The sequence below is a fragment of the Desulfosalsimonas sp. genome, assembly GCF_046483245.1.
GTDB lineage: Bacteria > Desulfobacterota > Desulfobacteria > Desulfobacterales > Desulfosalsimonadaceae > Desulfosalsimonas.
In genome coordinates, this window is sequence record NZ_JAWODO010000036.1 from 1 (window position 1) to 17,627 (window position 17,627).

Sequence of the window (17,627 nt, forward strand, 5' to 3'; positions counted from 1 at the left end):
CAGGCTCCCATGTTTCGGGGGCAAAGACAAGTCACCCGGCCCGGTTATTAAGATTTTAAGCTTCACCTATGGTGGGTAGAAGACCCGGGAAGGTTTGGCCGTTGCGGAGAGATAAACAAATTTCTGTATTTGTTTCGGATTTTGAATTTTTGGTCATTCGAATTTGTTTATCCCTTACGGGATACTCACGTGCGATATTCGTGCTTCGAATTTTGAATTTATTCCCTGTATTTTTTTCTGCCTCCCTTAAGGAGGCTACCTGAGGCCACCCGCTATGCGGGTGGAGGCTCACTCTCCCTCATCACCGGCCGTTCAATGAGCTCGGCCAGGGGGACTGCCCGGAGGCCTTTTTGCGGGAGACCGGACAGGATCTGCTCGATTTCGGCAAGCCAGGTATCCACGCTGAAATTTGCGGATTGCGGGCAGCAGTCGTGCAAAAGCACTATGTCGCCCGGCCGGATTTTTGCCAGGATTTTTCCGGAAAGTCCCCGGATCCGCCGGTTCCCCATGTCCGGGCCCCGGCGGGTGTAATGGATGCAGACCATTTCCCGGCTTTTTAGTATGGCGCCCAGCTTGGGGTTCACCACCCCGGCCGGGGGGCGGAAGGTCAGGGGGGTGACGCCGAAATTCCCGAGTACCTTTTGCGCGTCATCGATTTCGCGGGCCAGGTTTTTTTGCGATTTGAGCATGACAAGCACGTCATGGGCAAAGGTGTGGTTTCCGACGGCGTGGCCTGCGTCCAGTATACTGCTGACGAGTCCGGGGTGCGCCAGGGCGTTTTTCCCCGGGATAAAAAAGGTTGCATGCACGCCGAAGCGGGCAAGAAGGTCCATTAAGAAAGGCGTGGTGCGCGGGTCCGGACCGTCGTCAAACGTTATGGCCACACCGTTTGTATCCCGCCTGCCCCGGCGGATGACGGGCAGAAACAGGCAGTTGCCCGGGAAAAAGGCTGCGGCCAGGCACACGGCCACAAACGCCGAAAGCGGGATCACAGACAGGTACGGGTGAATGAAAAAAATCCCGGCTGCGGCAACACCGCAGATCACTCCCAGGATTTCACCAGGGGCAATGGGGCGTTTGTCTTTCATCTGATCAGGTGCTCCCAGAGCGGCCCCACATGGCCCCGTTCATGGAGCCGGGAGAGGATCTTTGCCGTTTTTTCGCCGCCTGCGCCGAAAACCCAGTTCATTCTGTTTTGTGCCCGCTCCTGCAGGGTTTTTTCGATTTGTGCGAGCCCGATGCCCCCGGGCTCAAAGAAACACGGGGTCAAAAGATCCTGATTTTCTGCGATCTGCCCGGATGCAGAGGCGATTTCATAAAGCCGGGTATGCGGGTAAATGCGGATGCCGGCAAAGAAAAAGCAGACCGTTTTCTCCAGTGCTTCGGCGTTGTCCAGGGTTTCGGCCAGGGTGCGGGGCGTTTCCACGGGTGCCCCCAGCAGAAAAAAGTGCGCCGTGTTCAGCCCGGCATCAACAGCCGCACGGTGGGCATCAAAAATATCCGCCGTGCGAAACGGTTTTTTATAATTTTCCAAAACGGAATCGCAAAACGCCTCTGTGCCGAATTCCACGTGCGTCATGCCGGCATCGGCCAGAACCCTGAAAAACCCGGGCGGCGGGCGCATCGGCGCGATATAGGCGCCCCAAGGGATGGTTACCCCGGCTCTTTGAAACTCCCGGGCCACTTCCATGCTGTGTTGGGGATCTGCATTGAATACCGAGTCTGTGATAAACAAATATCCGGCCCCGGCATCCTGGAGCCTGCGCGCGGTTCGGCCCGCTGCCCGCGGAGATTTTGTCCGCAGCCGCCGGCCTTCGATATGCGGGTAGGTGCAGTAGATGCAGTTAAAGGGGCATCCCCGCTGGGTCTGGATGTTGAGCATGCCGCCTTTTTTCAGGTAATAGGCCACGTGCGGGCTTTCCGGGTCAAATCGCCTTGCAAATTCTCCCTGCCAGGGAGCCGGATAAGAGATTGTTTTCGCACTGGTTTCGGATCTGGTGATCACCCCCGACAGGCTGCTGACATCGACCTGCATTTCCAGTGCGTCCAGAAAATCGCTGAATCGTTCCCCCTCGCCGATTATCCCGTAGTCTGCCTGAAGTGCTTCCATCAGCCGGCCGGGAAAAAGGGTAAACCCGCTGCCGCCGAGCACCACCGGCGCCACGGTGACTTGCCGGATGGCAGATACCAGCAACCGGTGCCGGTCAATGTAGGTTTTCGGCGATTTTACGTCCGTGTTGTCAATGTTTCTGATGGAAATGCCGATGACATCCGGGGCAAGTTCCCGGATACGGCCTGCCGGGGCCCCGGTATCCCCGGTTTCATTGATATCTGTGACAAACACCTGGTGCCTGTGGTCAATGGACCCGGCCACATAGTCGATTCCCAGGGGATAGACCGGGTAGGGCGTGGTTTCAGTGTTTGCCGAAATCAGCAGCACTTTCATGCCCGAAACACCTCGATGGCCGTCAGGTTTTTGCCCGTGCCAAGCACCAGTACTGCGCCGCCGTTTAAGGCAATCGGCTCTTTTCCGCCCGGCTGGGGCGGGATCAGGTCCTGCTGCACGCACGCCGCGGCCAGGCTTACCGCCGCAGCCGATGCAGAGGCGAACTCGCCGGTTTGTTTCCGGTAATCCAGCACCGGTGCTACAGATCCTGTGAGGGTTTGAAACATGTGCACCTGTTTTTCGCCGGTTTGCCGGCAGCCTGCGGGAATGCCGGCAAATATCGCTCCAAAGCGGTTTTTGACCGCGTTCGCGCCGCCCAGCCGTTTGACCAGGGATTGGATGGGATGTTTTTCTCCATCCGCGCGGCGGAAAAAAACTGGCCGCACCATCAGGCCGGTTTCCGCCCTTTTCAGGCACAACCCGCCACCTCCGTCGCAAAGCGTTTGGGTGCATGAAACCGAAAAATCAAACAGGGGAGAAAGCCGCTGATGGCATTCGTCCGCACCGATGACCAGAAAGGGGGCGCCCGTGGAATCGCCCATCACAGAGGCCGCAATCAGGGCCTGTTCAAACGAAGAATCCCCGCCGGTCATGGTGATATTGGGGCCCGTGGCGTCAAACATCATTGCGATTTCCCCGGCAGGGGCATTGTGCACCGAACCCACAAAGTCCATGGGGCTGGAAAACCGTTCCTGGTTTTCAAACAGCCGGTTCAGAAAGTCGTTGGTTTCAGTGAGCGCGCCCCAGCCGGTTGCAAAAAATACGCCGGATGGTTCGGATGCGTGTTCTGCGTTGTCAAGCGCCTCCCGGGCAAGGCTCAGGGCAAGCCTGGGTAGTCTTTTCAGGCGGCGCACTGCCCGGGGCGGCAGGTTTGCTGAGATTTCGGCAAGCGCAAGCATCCCGCCGCACGCTGCCCCTTCCAGGAAGGCATTTGTCGTGTCTGCGGTTTTACCGGCGCCTGTGAGGCAGGCAGTGCCCGCCACGGCCATGGGCATGGGGAAGAACTCCCTCTCATGGGTCTTGTCCCGTGGGCGGCCCACTGCAAGGGCGGCATTGTTTCCCCCGAATCCAAAGGAATTGGACAGCACGGTCTTGATATCCCGGGTCTCAGGTTCGGATTGGGGATTGATCCCGAGTTTAGGATCCGGGTTTTGCATGCCGTGGTTGGCGGGTATCAGGTTATCCGAAATTGAGATGGCGGATACGGCCAGTTCAATGGCCCCTGCTGCTGCAAGGCTGTGCCCGGCAGCACCCTTGATCGAGGACAGCCGCGGCAGACTGCTGGAAAACAGGGTGTTGACCGCTGCGGCTTCGGCCGCGTCGTTGTTGATGGTACCGGTCCCGTGAAGGTTGATGTAATCGATGTCCGCCGGCTTCACGCCGGCGGCCCGGATGGCGGAGTCCATGGACCGGCACGCCCCGCGCCCTTCCGGATGCGGAGCTGCTGCATGATAGGCATCGCAGGAAAGGCCGAAGCCAAGCATTTCCGCCTTTGCGTTTTCCGGGGCCGCCTTTGCGGACTCGAAAAACAGCATGGCCGCTCCTTCAGACAGGCTCATCCCGTCGCGGTCCCGGTCAAACGGTTTGGCCCCTGTGGCTGAAAGAAGCTGCAGGGCGTTAAACCCGTGGTACGTCATCCTGCACAAAGCGTCTGCGCCCCCGGCCAGCACGGAGCCGGCCAGCCCGCTTTGCATCATTGCCATGCCCAGAGCCACTGCCGCGGCCCCTGAGGAGCAGGCCGTGGACACGGTGAGAACCGGGCCGCTGCATTGACATAAATCCGCGATGTATTCGGCCACCGAGCCCGCGGCATGATACTGGTACGCGTGCGGGTCATCAATGCCGGATTTGAGAAGCACCTCTGTTTTGGGCATTCCCCCGGTTGTCACGCCCATGATGACCGCATCCGGAATTTTGCCGCCGCAGTCATCCTGAGCGTCTTCTGCCGCGGCCCGGGTGATCCGGTGGGTCCTGGGAAGCTCCGGATCTGAAAACTCCTGCTTGATTTCGCCCACGGGAAGGGGCGCGGTGTGTTCAAACAGTGTCAGCTCACCGATGCCGCTCTGGTTGCGGTGCAGGCTATCCGCGGTTTGCCGCCATCCCCGGCCGAGCGCGGTGATTGTGCCGATGCCTGTGATGTAAATGCCCATTAATCTGAACCCTTTATTTCACCTCAATTTAGGCTCGATTGATCTTCCGGACCTGTTTTTTGGCCGAGAAACGGTTCAAAATGATGCCATTGAAACGGGTGCCGGTAAACCGTTTTTTCCAGTAGGCGGGCATAGGCCCGGGCGGCCCTGTGAATGCCTTGTTTACGCTGCTGGCGAGACCCGGCGCGCACGTCTATGGGCGGGTGAATGATAAAGTGATATTTGCCCCGTGCTTTGCGAAAAGCGAAAAATACGAAAATCGGGGCGCCGGTTGCCATGGATAGCACGTATGGGGTTTCCGGCAGCCGGACCACATGTCCCAGAAATTCCACCTCAACAAAGGATCGGCCGGAATCCCCGAAGCGGTCCCCGGCCATGGACAAAATCCACCCGTTGCGCATATACCTGACGCCTTCCAGGATCTCCACGGGCGAGCCCGCTCCCCGCTGGCTGGCAATGATCTCCACCCCGGCTTTCTGCAGGTTGTTTTTCTGGAGGTCTTCGATTTGTTCACCGGCTTTTTTGCCCATAAACAGCAGAAGCGGAAACCCTTCCTTTTTAAGCAGCCGGGCGGCCACTTCCCAGTTGCCCAGATGCGACATCAGCAAAATGCCGCCGGTGTTGTTGTCTGCGGCCTCCCGGAGATGCTCCAGGCCTTCGGCTGTGTACTCTATATTTCCTGATGCTTCAAGCAGGTATCTGTCAATGTAGATGCTGGTGAAGTCGTGGAATTGTTTCCAGGCGCACCAGAGGGCGTATAATCTGGAGTGCTGCGGAAACAGGGCCCGGTAAAACCTCACGCTTGTTGCCACCCGGTAGGGAAAAAACAGAAAATAGCCGGTGGCAATGATCCAGACCGCGACATAGAAAATCCATATTCCCCATTTTCGGGACAGGTAAACCATGCATCGGTAAAACCGGTTTATCATTGCCTTTTCCTATTGTTTTGTAGCGGTATTTTCTGTCAAAAACCAGACTTCTTCGCGCTCCGTGCCCGAAGGCCGGGTGCTTCGGACCGCAAACCCGTTTTCCGTCAATATGTTCCGGATCCGGTCGGCCGAGCGGTAACAGGTTTTTGTGCGCTTCAGCCGGTTTTTGAACTCCTCGATCCTGCGCAGCATTGGTACGTGAGTGTCTGCGGCAATCGTGGCCCGGATGAGCAGGGTGGCATCGGGTTGGAGGTTTTTCCGGATTTTTTGCAATGTGGACGCCAGTTGGGTATCTGAAAGATAATGAATCATGTCGAGCATCAGTGCCAGGTCCGCCTGCACCTGAAAATCCGGCAGGTCGGGCGCGGCGGCCGTGTATATTTTGCCGTGCGGCTCGGTGAGCCGGGCGGCAATCCGCGCCCTTTCCGGGTACGGGTCGGCGCCGTAAATGTTTATTTCCGGATTCATTGCGCGCATCCAGGCCGCGGTAACACCGAATCCGCAGCCGATATCAATAACCACGGCAGGATTTCGAATCAAGTCCGGCAGTTCTGCAAACATGGGATCAATCCGGCGTTTGAACAGGGCAAAAAGGCGCGGATATGCTTCCAGGTGGCGGTATAGTGCACGGATCCGTTTTTGATGAAGTTTTGCGCCAGGCCTTGCCGATTCGCCTGAAAACTGTACCGGCCGGAACAGGTAACGGAGAAACGGTGGCAGCAGTGCAAATGTGCCTGCCATCACAAAGAAGATACCGATGACAAGCACCTGTCCCATGCTTTTCATCAGGTTGTGCTCGCCCATGGCCAGGGTGCCGAAGCCGATAAGCGTGGAAGCCCCGGCAAGAAAAACCGTCATCCGGATATGGGCCTGGTAGGGGTGACGTTCATCCCGGTAGCGCTGGTAGGAACGGACCATGTAGAGGGAATAGTCCAGTCCCATGCCCACAACGACCACCGAGAGCATCAGTCCCGGCATGTTTAGCGGCAGCCCGACCAGGGACAGGACCCCGAGGGTGCAGATCAGGGAAAAGCCGATGGGCAAAAGCGCAACCCCGGTCAGCACAGGATCCATGAAAAACAGCAGGAGCAGCAGCGTGACGCTGATGCCGATGACAATCAGCATCCTCACAAAGGTCTGTGAAAGAAAGTCACTGATGGTGCTGGAGTAATAATCCGGATCAAAAACGTGGATCTGTTTTTTGGCTGAATACGTGTTGAAAAATGCCTGCGGGTCATAGTCCGGCCCCGGGGTCAGGGAGGAAAACAGCATCCATTCATCGTCTTCTGTCTGGAAATGATGAATCCCGAGCATCTCGTGGAATTCTGGGGCAATGTCAAGCCCCCCGTTGCAGGGCGATTTTCCGGCCTCGTAGACTCCCGAGAATGCTGATCCGGGCATACCCAGGGCGGATGCGGCCCGGCGGATCTCTTTTTCAAGGCCCTCGCGGTCATGGTCCTGCCAGAATGTTTTCCAGGCCGCCAGGTTATTCTGGCAGCGCTGTTTTCCCGGAAACACCGCAGCGGGGAAAAAGGCCTCTGAAATGGTTTTGCTTTCGGTTTCCTCGGCCATAGAGCGTGCGAGCCGGTCGCTTTTATCCTGAAGGGCTGCCAGGCTCGGCGCCTCTGCCATCAGGTATACCTTGTCAAAAAGCTGCTGGCCCCAGACTTCTGCAACAAGTTTTTCTGCGGTAATGGTTTGCTTTTTTACCGTATTCATTTCTGAGATATCCAGGTTGAAATCCGGATTCGCAAAAAACGCCATGACGGCAGCGAACATCAGCGCAAGCACGGGTTTGTAACTGCCGCCGCCGCCGCCGGAGATACGGTCTACTGCCGTCTGCAAAAACAATTTTCCCGGGCGCTTCGCCGCCTTTAAACTGGGAAAAAGCAGGGGGAAACAGGAATGGACAAATATAAAGGAGAATGCAATGCCGAAAGCAGCGAATTGCCCGATTTCTCCGAGAACCGGGAATCCGCTGAAACTCAGCATGAAAAAAGCTCCCACAGACGTCAGGGCGGCTATCAGTGCCACTGCCCGTACTTCCCGGGAAACAGCCTTTCCCTTTGTCTCATAAGGCTGATCCAGAAACAGCAGGTAGGAAATTCCGTGATCCACGGTGATGGAGATAATGGCCGCCCCGAAACCGATTGTCATCACGGAAATCGAACTGTGCCAGATGGAATAAAATGCAAGTGCGCACACAGTGCCGAAAACGGCCGGCAAAAACGCCAGCAGCCCGATATAGGGCCGGGGAAAAGCGAGCATCAACAGGCACGCAATTCCCAGCGTTGCAAAGAACAGGGCATTTTTGGTGTCCGATTTGGCAGTGGTTTCATTGTCGATCACCGCACGGTAGGCACCCACCGGAGTGACCGTGAAATCTGCTTTTTCGCCCTGGTGTTTTTGCTTCAGCTCCCGGGTGGCTTGTTTTATGGTGTCATCGATTTTTCGGGCTGATTTTGCCCCGGTGCCGGCTTCCTTCGGATTGGCAATGACAAGCAGGTGCCGTTCGTCGGCAGACAGGAGCTGGCCCTTGTGAAAGCGGACCTCCTGGGCGGGCACTAGATGCTGAAGTTTTTCAAGCACTTGGCTGCTCAAGCCCAGCGGGTCTTTTAAGGCCAGATCAGAGCGGCCCATTCCGTCCATGGTAAACAGCCCGGAGAGGTTTTCCTCGAGCCGTTGTTTTACGCTGCCTTCCTGCAGTATCGGGGTGATTTCATCTTCCAGTTCTTCGGCGGTAAACAAGACGGGAAGATTTTCTGCCACGTGCGCCATGAGTTTGGGAAAGAGCCGGCCCATTTCCCTTGCGCCAACGGTTTGAAACAGTCCGCTTTCCCGCAGCCGGTTCTCGAGGGTTTCCGCGGCTGCAACCAGCTCGTCCGGGTTTTTTTCATTAAGAGCCAGATCAATAAAAATACGGTTTTGATAAGGATGATGCTCAAGAACGTAGGCGCCTTCATCCATTACCGCGTTGCCCCGGGGCAGGGAATTGATAATATTGGTTTCAAACCGGATGTTAAACAGCGAGATCACCGCCGCAGCGATCAGTACAAGGGCAATGGCAAACACGAAACCTTTCAGCGTGCTATTTGCGGACAGAAATGGCAATGGCTTCACGCTTTGCTTTCAGGCGAGGTTTTGACCGGCCTTGTAAAAAATCTGCGCAAGATCAGGCCGGTAAAGGTTTTTGCGTTTCTGAAAAAATCCCGCCACGGCCGAAAATGTGAAACGCGCTGTCCGGCCGGCAGGTAACTTACCCCCACGGGCACCTCGACCACGGCTACGTGTTGCCAATGGGCGCGCACCAGGATTTCCACCTCGAATTCGAACCGCCTGGACTTTGTCTTCCAGGCCAGGGCCTCGGGCAGGGGATAGATTCTAAATCCGCTCTGGGTATCCGAGATTTTCGGGCCCCCGGAGGCGCGCACCCAGAAATTGGAAAATTTTCTGCCGAACCTGCTGGTCCAGTGTACGTGGGAACCGTCCATGCCGGTGCGGCGGCCCACAATCAGCGCTTTTCGGTATTGCCGGGCAGCCCGGATCAGGATTTTCGCATCACTTGGATTGTGCTGGCCGTCGGCATCCATGGTAATCGCCCAGTCCGCGATCTGCGAGGCTTCCATAAAACCGCTCATGAGTGCCGCACCCTTGCCCATGTTTTTTTCGTGGGTTAGGATGCGGATTTCTGAAAACCGGTAAATGCGTTCACGGGTGTCGTCAGTGGATCCATCATCCACGACAAATACGGGCAGGTCCAGTTCCATGGCTTCCGCGATTACCTTTTCCACGGCAGGGGCGTGGTTGTAGGCCGGAATCACCACTGCAAAGCGGTCTTTTTTACCGGGCTGATGCCGGGCTTCTGCGCTTGATTGAAAGCGATTCATTCAGTATTCATCTCCCTGTTCGGGGTGCCGCCCGTAATAGCCCACCGCCCAGGCCCCGGGACCGATATGTACGCCCGATGTCAGTGAAAGCGGCTGCACGCAGATTTCAGCCTTTGAAAAATTCCGCCGGATTTCGGCCACGGCCCGGTCTTCAACCCATTTCCGGTTATCCGTGTATTCAAGCAGCACAAGGGATTCGGGTTCGTCGCGCAGGTTCCGGCTGAGCCGCTCGACTGCGAAACGAAGCTGGGCCCGGGTGTTTCTGACGATGCCCACTTTTTCCGCTCCCTGCGGCGTGGGCGTGATAACCGGCTTTACGTGCATCATGTCCCCGAAAAACGCCCCTGTTTTCGACATTCGCCCGCCTGCGGCCAGGTATTTGAGCTCGTCGAGAAAGATATATTCCCCGCTTTTTTTTGCTGCCTCCTGTGCGAACTCGATCACCTGGCCGGCTGTTTCCGCGCGTGCGGCGTACCTAGCGGTTGCAATGACTGCCGCGGCAAGCCGCCCCGAGGCCGCTCCGGTATCGATTACAGTAAGGCGGTTTTCCGGGTCGTGCTGCTTTTTCCATTCCATTACCACCTGGTGGTTGCCAGTGTATACGGAACCCACGCACAGGTAAAGCACGTTTTGATGCTGAGCCAGAAGACGCGCATAATGCTGGTGGCGTTCAAATACCGAGGCCTGGGAAGTAGAAGCCGGAACCCGGCTGCGCATGGCCTGGTAAAGAGTTTCCGGGTCAATACATGTCTCCGGTGCGCAGGTTTCACCGAGGGTAACGTAGCTTTCCAGCAGCGTGATTCCCAGGCTGCGTGCCTGGTCCCGGGTAAGCGATCCGGCCGCATCCGTGACAATATGGACAGGACTCCGCTTAGCAGGTTTGCGGAAATCCGCGGTCTGCAGGGCAAGATCGTCCTCGCTCCACTGAACGATGTGCCCCATGCTTTTGACCCTTTTTTTCAGGTCTTCTGCATCGTTTGTGTGCAAATGAACCTTTGCGTAATCCTGGTAGGTATAGACCAGCGCGTTGTCGTCCGTATCTGCGATCCGTTCCTCCGGCCGGCCGGCATTTTCGTCCATGCGTACCACGAAATCCACGCAATAGCCCTTGTAGGCTGACCGGCCGAAACCTGCGTCGATTTTCAGGCTGTCTCCGAAAATATCTGAAACCGAGCGGAAAGCATCAGGCCGGCCGGAAAAGCATCTCAAAAATCCTTCCAGAAACAGAAACATCCCCAGGGCGCCGGCATCCACAACGCCGGCTGCTTTGAGCTCCGGCAGCAGCTCCGGGGTTTCTTGAACCGCGGCCTGGATTTGATCGATCACCGCTTCCGGGAAGTCTTCGTTGTCCTTCCGGTTTTCCGGGTCTGACAGCGCGTCTGCAAACCGGTCCAGCACCGTGAGCATGGTTCCTGGCCTGGGGTTGTTAACCGCGCTGCGGGCGCTATTGGAGCCGGTTCTTGCCGCCTCCGGAATTTGATGGAGGGATTCGGCATTGAGCAGTTCAACCACGAATTGGGCTGCAATGTTGCCTGAGTTGCCCCTGGCTGCAAACAGTAGCCGGCGGCGGGTTTCGGCCGGGTCCCGGTCCTGTATCCCCCGCAGCGGAGCCAGGCTGATCATGAGATTGCGGCCCGTGTCTCCGTCAGCCACCGGAAAGACATTGATTTCATCGAGTACGCCGGACCAGGCGCCCAGGCGCTCATATCCGGTAATAAATGCTTCTGCATTACTTCCGTATGGATTCATCCCTAAAACCCCAGGGCCTCACGGATGTCATCGGGTATCCGGAGCATGGTCTCCATTTCCGGGATTTTTATTGCCGCCTGCTCGCTTTTGCCCCTGGCGCTGACCCGGTTGTCTTCTGCCAGCCGGATCTCAAAGGTAATCGAAATCTTGTAGTTGACCTCCTTTAAAGTTGCCCGGCAGATGAACTCGTCTCTAAAGCGCAGCGGGAAGACATGCTTGATACTGGTCCGGATAATGGGAAAGATATATTTTGTGTCCCGTTGTACCTGGTAGAGGTCCACGCCGAGCTTGCGAAACAGCGCGTCCCGGGTAATGTCAAAGTATTTGAAGTAGTTGCCGTGCCACACCACCTGCATGGGATCCAAATCGTGAAACGGCACCGTGAATTTGCATTCACAGGTTTTGTCCTGTTGCATTTTTTCGGCCTGTCTGGTTTGTTTAACAAAAAAACATGGTTCTGCTGTTTACGGGCATCAGCACGGGGCGGATGCAAAGATTCCGGATTCTGCAATCGCGGATGAAAGGTTTTCGATATCCTCATCCATGGGGCGATCGGCAATGGTCGGCGGTGCGATTTCGCGCAGAATTCTGACCAGTTCGGCCAGTTTTTTCCGCTGTGCCAGGTTCCCCCGGAGTTCGCAGGCCTGAAGACCTGCAAGCAAGCAGATGGCAACGGTTTTTTCCGACAGTACGCAGACGCGCATGGCATCGCGGGCTGCAATCGTGCCCATGCTCACCTTGTCCTGGTTGTGCGACTCCGTGGAACGGGAAAAAGAAGCCGCGGGCATGGTTTGCTTGAGCGCTTCCGCCGCAAGTGCCGAGGCGCTGATGGACATTGCCTTGAAACCGTGATGGAACGGTTTTTCAGAATCCTCCACGCCAACCAGGTCTGCTGGAAGTCCCCGGTTGACATTGGCATCCACCATGAGCGCCACCTGCCGGTCGGCCATGTCCGCCACGGATGCCAGTGCGCTTTTGAGGCCGTCCATTGAAAATGACACATGTCCCCCGTAAAAATTGCCGCCCATGAGAACGCTGCCGGTTTCGGGATCAAATAACGGGTTGTCGTTTGCGCTGTTTGCCTCGATGCTAATCCATTGGCACACCCAGTCAAAGGCGTCTGTGAGAACCCCTATGACCTGGGGGGCGCAGCGTAAGGAATACGGGTCCTGCAGCGTTTCCGGGCCATTTGTCGCAAAGCTTTCCGGCGGTGCTTCAGAGGATAGCAGTTCGGCGATCCGGGCTGCTGCCTCGCCCTGGCCTGGATGCGGCTTTGCCCTGGATATGGCCGGATGATAATGATGAGAATTTCCGCCGATGGCATGAATGCACAGGGCGGTGGCGCAAGCGGCGGCATTTGCGATTTTTGCCGCCCGGTCCAATGCAATGGCTGCAATCCCGGTCATCATGGCCGTGCCGTTCATTATGGCCAGCGGTTCCTTGGGAAAAAATCTGTGGGGTGCAACGCCCGCCTCATCAAGGGCTTGTGCGGCAGGCATTTTCCGGCCGCGGTAAAACACCTGTCTTTCTCCCATAAGCACGGCTGCAACGTAAGACATGGGGGTAAGGTCTCCGGAGGCGCCCACGGAACCTTCGGACGGAACGACCGGCGTGATGTGTGCGTTGAGAAGTTCGGCGATCTTTTGCATCAGCTCCATTGAAACGCCCGAATAACCCCTGGCAAAGCAGGCAAGCCGGCAGATCATGGCCGCCCGGGTTTCTTCCGTGCCAAAGGGCGCGCCCGTACCACAGCCGTGAAAGCGGATAAGGTTTATGCCGTTTTGTTCTGCCACCTCGGAAATCATTCGTTTGCCGCAGCATTTGCCGAACCCCGTGGTTACGCCGTATACGGGCAGTTTCCGCTCCAGGGCGCGGGTGAGCACGGCCCGGGAATGTTCCATATGCTTGGCGAATTCAGCGCCTGTATCAATCTCAACGGCCGCCTCGCCCCGGGCAACCCGTACAATCTGCTGCAGGGAAATCTCCGAACCGTCAATTATAAGCGTGCATCCGCGATTGTGCGGTTTTGTTGTCATATCTGTCAATCCTTGCCTGCGGATCAATCCGGGCAGGCTCAGGCAAGCTTGCCTGAGCTGGGGGAAAAATTATACCATATTATAGATACCGGAGCTTCTTGTCAAGTTTCATACGCCCCTTCCGGTTTTGGCAATGAAAAGTGCTTTGCAGCGAAAATTCGGAAAGCGCAGTGTTTTTTCAGAGAATTTTATAATCTTATGAACGTCCCGTTTTTTGGTTTTTTATCAAAGTTGACAAATGGGTTAATTCCCTTTATTTATGAGCGTTGATACGGGATTGAAAAACAAGACCTTAATGTAGTATGATTTTTAAAAAACTCAATCAAGTAAGGTAAATGCAAAAAACTTGGCATTGCCTGGAAAATCTGGAAGCCGATTCCGAGGGGGGCATTCGGGCCAGGGCTGTTGTGCCAGCAGACTCTCCGTGGTTTGCCGGCCACTTTCCGGACAACCCAATATTGCCGGCAATCGCTCAACTGGCAATCGTTTTTGACATGATTCAAAAAGCAACAGGCCTGGAACAGAATCCCGGCGCGGTCAATCGCGTGAAATACAGGCGCATAATAAGGCCTGATGAAGCCATCCATGTTGCTGTCTCCCCTGTGGAAGGCAAACCGGGGGTTTTTTCATTTCAAATGTCCGTTGATGAGGAAATGGCCTGTAAGGGTCGGATTACTACGGATTCGGTCAAATAGTCAATCAAACAGGGAGAACGACGAAGCCATGCAGCAGGAATTGACACTTCAGGATACCATGGAAGGGGTGGCCAGAATTATTATTGACGAGCTAAGGCTCGAGGATGTAACCCCGCAGACCTTTGATCCGGATCTTGACTTAATCGACGAGGTCGGGGTCGACAGTATGGATCTTGCCACCGTGGCGCTGGTACTTCAGGACGAATACGGCATCAGCATTGATGAGGATGATTATCCGAAACTCAAATCACTCCGCCTGATTGCCGAATACGTGCTCTCGCATGCACCCGTGAAAAGCTAGATCATTGTTGAAATCAAACACAAGGGGCAATTGTGGCGGAATTCAATCAGCAGGGGGCTGATGTTCCCGCAACACCGGGAGCACAGACCTGGAAATTTTCCGATATTATCGCAGTTGACGGGATACGGGAAAAATGGGAGAAAGTCAGAAAGTATTTTTTTCTGAGGGAATCCACCTATGACATGACCCAACGGTGCAATATCGATTGCGAGGGTTGTTATTATTACCAGGGCGACAAGGCAGCGGTCACGGAAAACCGGGATACTGAACAGTGGCGCCGTCTCATGGCTCATGAAAAAAAGCGGGGTATTACCTACGTGGTGCTCGCGGGCGCAGAACCCTCGCTGGTGCCCGAGTTGTGCCGGGTCTGCTTTGAGGAAATTCCACTGGGATGCATAGCCACCAACGGGATTAAGCGCATTGACAGTTCTGTGGACTACCAGATCCACATTTCCGTCTGGGGAAACGATGAGACCAGCCACCGCCTCAGAAGAGCCAGGAACATGCTCGAAAGGCAGATCGACAATTACCGGGATGATCCGCGCGCCGTCTTTGTCTACACTTTTACCCCGGGCAATATTGATGAAGTCGACGAAGTCGCTGAACTTCTGGCTCAAAACAACTGCCGGCTGACTTTCAACATGTTTTCCGCGCCCGTCGGGTATGCGGGCAGTCTCTGCCACGATGCGGCCTCACTGAAAAAAACCCGGCAAGCCATACAGCGCATTCGAGAGCAGTATCCGGAACATGTCTGTTTTTCCCCGTACAATATTGTGGCCCATACCCACCGGCTGGGCCTCCATGACCTGTTTTCCTGCCCTTATCCCAGGGCCAGTCCGTCAACTGAGTTCGGTCTGGGCCGGTCCTTTCGGCAATACCGTACGGATTTGTCCTGGGACCGGAGTGCGGCCTGCTGTGTGCCTGATACCGACTGCGCCGACTGCCGCCATTACGCCGCAGGAAGCGCCGTGGTGACATCGAAGATGTTTCGCCACGCAAAGAACCCGGAATTGTTTAAGGCCTGGCTGGATTACGTGGATGTCTACCTGGCGGTATGGGTTCGGGGATATGAAAAAAGCCCGGATTTGTGTTCGGACCTGGTGGCCCCGCCCGGCCATGATGTATTTGAAAAGTAAGACGCACCTGGAGCAAACAGAATGAAAACCGTAAGTTCCCTGCTCGACAGCCACTGGTATCAACGATACAAGAGAATTTCGCAGCTCAATATCCGCAGTTCAATCTATGATGTCACCAACCGGTGCAACCTGCGATGCAAGGGATGCTTTTTTTTCTCTTCCGGCGAAGACAAGGTCGCCGCAGAAGAAACCGATCCGGACAAATGGGCCGCTTTCGTGGACAAGGAAAAACATCGGGGGGTAAACCTGGCCATCCTGATCGGCGGCGAGCCCACGCTCTGCTTTGATCGTATCGAGGCGTTCTACAGCAGGATGCCGACCTACTGTGCCACCAATGGCTTAATCAAGGTCCCGCGCGACCGGTTTCCCGACATGATGGTTGGCATTTCCCTGTGGGGCGATGAGGAAGACGAAAAGCGCCTCCGGGGCAAAAACACCTTCCGCATTTCCAGCAACAACTACGAAGGCGATCCCTACACCTATTACCTGTATACCATCACGCCGAACCAGATCGGCAGAACCGGGCAGGTGATCCGCAAAATTCGGGATGCCGGCCTGAAGGTGCACATGCAGCTGCTGTCCAACGACGAGGCAGTGGACGGTTTTTCCTGGCGACAGGCCGAACTCGACGACTTGCGGGCGGAAATGGATGAAATGCTCGATACCTATCCGGATACCGTGATTTCCTCCAAGTATTATCACCAGGTGATCACTACAGGCAAAATGCTGGACCGGCAGTTTGGCTGGAAGGAGTGTCCCTCGGTGACCGAGCCGCTGGATCACCGGGATCCCAGGCCCAGGCGCCTGATCCACTTTATCCGATGGGCCTCGGATCTTGAAACCATGCACAGGTGTTGTACTTCCGCCACCCGGGATTGTTCCACATGCAAGGACGGTGCGGCCCATATGAGCTGGATCATGGTCAACAAGCGGGCCCACATGCGTTCTTCCGAGGACCTGCAGAACTGGATTGAAGTATATGAAATGTTTGCCAAGCTTTATCAATTTCTTCCCTGGTAGACCGCGGGCGCATTAATGGAAAACCGTCAAAGCGTCATTCTCGGATATGATATCATTTCGCCGCTTGGCACGGATCTGGCAGCACAATGGGAGGCAGCAAATCTCGGGAAAAGCGGGATCGGGCCTCTTACACGTTTTGCTGCAGACGAAAACTTTCCGGTCCGCATTGCCGGCCAGGTCCCCGCATTTGATGCCGGACCGTATCCGTTTTTAAAGCCCCGGGAAATGGCCAACTGGAAGTCCCCGATTTTCAGGCATGCCCTGCTGGTTGCGCATCGGGCCCTGGAGAAAAGCGGCATTGAGATTACGGAAAAACTTGCCCCGCGCGTTGCCGTGACCTTCAGTTCCGCGGTGGGCGGCCAGGACGCGGTGCTCACCGCAGACCGGCGGATGCGGGAGACGGGCAAAATGCCGCATCCCTTTACCAATCCCAATTCCTGCATCAACATGGTCACCGGCAAGATCGCCATGCTCACCGGCGCAACCGGGCCGAATTTCTCGACCATCACCGCCTGCGCCACGGGTGCCACCTCAATGATTAACGGCGCGATGCTGCTTGCAGCCGGCAGGGCGGATGTGGCAATCTGCGGAGCCGTGGATTTCGCATTGGTAGAACCGATTGTGGCAGGTTTTGCTACCATGAACGGGGCATACAGGCATAAGCCCGGCCGGGAAGAGCCGCCGGAGGCTGCCAGTCGCCCGTTTGCCGCGGACAGGCGGGGCTTTGTGGTATCCGAGGGGGCCGGTGCGGTTATCCTGGCCACCAGCGAATTTGCCGAAACCCACGGACTTGACTGGCAGATCGGCATCGGGGGTTGGTCCATGACCGGGGACGCCCATCACTTTGTGGCCCCTTACGAGCCCACGGTGCGGCGCTGTATTGCCGAAAGCATCGCGGATGCCGGAATTTGCCCGCACGATATTGATGCGGTCAACGCGCATGCCGCCTCCACCCAGGCGGGCGACCGGGTGGAACATGACGCCTTGCGCACGGTGTTCGGCAAAAAACTGCCGCCCACTACAGCCAACAAGTCCATGACCGGCCACGCCATGGGTGCTTCCAGCGCCATTGAATCCGTTTTTGCCGTGGAGGGAATGAATGCAGGCGTGCTTGTTCCGACCATCAATTACGTGCCGGCTCCGGAAATGCCCATGGAAGAAATTGTGGTGGCACCTCAGGCCCTGGATCAGGAATTTGTTTTGAAAAACGCCTTTGGTTTCGGCGGATGCAATGCATGCATCGTATTTAAACAGCGCACATAGAGGAATCCCCAAAAT

The 17,627-nt window shown here is 56.2% G+C and carries 14 protein-coding genes; 5 read left to right on the forward strand and 9 right to left on the reverse strand.

The window, feature by feature from the left end:
• Positions 1-272: 272 nt before the first annotated feature.
• From R6U41_RS03485 to hutH, 9 genes are read right to left on the reverse strand one after another with little or no spacing between them, the layout of a single operon-like run.
• Positions 273-1,088, reverse strand: coding sequence for a polysaccharide deacetylase family protein (locus tag R6U41_RS03485; protein WP_410268444.1), 816 nt, complete (start codon positions 1,086-1,088; stop codon positions 273-275).
• Positions 1,085-2,446: a lipid biosynthesis B12-binding/radical SAM protein gene (locus tag R6U41_RS03490; protein ID WP_410268445.1), complete on the reverse strand. Its 1,362-nt coding sequence runs from the start codon at positions 2,444-2,446 to the stop codon at positions 1,085-1,087. The genes R6U41_RS03485 and R6U41_RS03490 overlap by 4 nt, the downstream gene beginning before the upstream one ends.
• The gene (locus R6U41_RS03495) at positions 2,443-4,596 is read right to left on the reverse strand and encodes a beta-ketoacyl-[acyl-carrier-protein] synthase family protein (RefSeq protein ID WP_410268446.1); all 2,154 of its coding nucleotides are present in this window, start codon (positions 4,594-4,596) and stop codon (positions 2,443-2,445) included. The genes R6U41_RS03490 and R6U41_RS03495 overlap by 4 nt, the downstream gene beginning before the upstream one ends.
• Positions 4,597-4,619: 23 nt before the next feature.
• A complete protein-coding gene (locus tag R6U41_RS03500) occupies positions 4,620-5,525 on the reverse strand; it encodes a lauroyl acyltransferase (protein WP_410268447.1) in 906 nt (301 codons plus the stop codon).
• 9 nt (positions 5,526-5,534) lie between these two features.
• Complete coding sequence (locus tag R6U41_RS03505; protein ID WP_410268448.1) at positions 5,535-8,645, reverse strand: MMPL family transporter; 3,111 nt, start codon at positions 8,643-8,645, stop codon at positions 5,535-5,537.
• Positions 8,642-9,412, reverse strand: a complete 771-nt coding sequence (locus R6U41_RS03510; RefSeq protein WP_410268449.1) for a glycosyltransferase family 2 protein — start codon at positions 9,410-9,412, stop codon at positions 8,642-8,644. Before R6U41_RS03510 ends, R6U41_RS03505 begins: the two co-directional genes overlap by 4 nt.
• Positions 9,413-11,161 carry a DegV family protein gene (locus tag R6U41_RS03515; protein ID WP_410268450.1) on the reverse strand — a complete coding sequence of 583 codons (1,749 nt, stop codon included), beginning with the start codon at positions 11,159-11,161 and terminating at the stop codon, positions 9,413-9,415.
• Between the two features lie 2 nt (positions 11,162-11,163).
• Entirely contained in the window at positions 11,164-11,577 is a 414-nt protein-coding gene (locus R6U41_RS03520; RefSeq protein WP_410268451.1) for an acyl-CoA thioesterase, read from the reverse strand.
• Between the two features lie 57 nt (positions 11,578-11,634).
• A complete protein-coding gene (hutH, locus tag R6U41_RS03525; RefSeq protein WP_410268452.1) occupies positions 11,635-13,197 on the reverse strand; it encodes a histidine ammonia-lyase in 1,563 nt (520 codons plus the stop codon).
• 335 nt (positions 13,198-13,532) lie between these two features.
• Here hutH and R6U41_RS03530 point away from each other — a divergent pair, with 335 nt between their 5' ends.
• The 5 genes from R6U41_RS03530 to R6U41_RS03550 are packed head-to-tail and all read left to right on the forward strand — an operon-like array spanning position 13,533 to position 17,612.
• Positions 13,533-13,892 carry a 3-hydroxyacyl-ACP dehydratase FabZ family protein gene (locus tag R6U41_RS03530; RefSeq protein WP_410268453.1) on the forward strand — a complete coding sequence of 120 codons (360 nt, stop codon included), beginning with the start codon at positions 13,533-13,535 and terminating at the stop codon, positions 13,890-13,892.
• A 28-nt stretch (positions 13,893-13,920) separates the two neighbouring features.
• Entirely contained in the window at positions 13,921-14,193 is a 273-nt protein-coding gene (locus R6U41_RS03535; RefSeq protein WP_410268454.1) for a phosphopantetheine-binding protein, read from the forward strand.
• A 32-nt stretch (positions 14,194-14,225) separates the two neighbouring features.
• A complete protein-coding gene (locus R6U41_RS03540) occupies positions 14,226-15,329 on the forward strand; it encodes a radical SAM protein (protein WP_410268455.1) in 1,104 nt (367 codons plus the stop codon).
• A gap of 21 nt (positions 15,330-15,350) precedes the next feature.
• Positions 15,351-16,349 carry a radical SAM protein gene (locus R6U41_RS03545; RefSeq protein WP_410268456.1) on the forward strand — a complete coding sequence of 333 codons (999 nt, stop codon included), beginning with the start codon at positions 15,351-15,353 and terminating at the stop codon, positions 16,347-16,349.
• Positions 16,350-16,364: 15 nt separating this feature from the next.
• Positions 16,365-17,612 carry a beta-ketoacyl-[acyl-carrier-protein] synthase family protein gene (locus tag R6U41_RS03550; protein ID WP_410268457.1) on the forward strand — a complete coding sequence of 416 codons (1,248 nt, stop codon included), beginning with the start codon at positions 16,365-16,367 and terminating at the stop codon, positions 17,610-17,612.
• Positions 17,613-17,627: the final 15 nt, after the last annotated feature.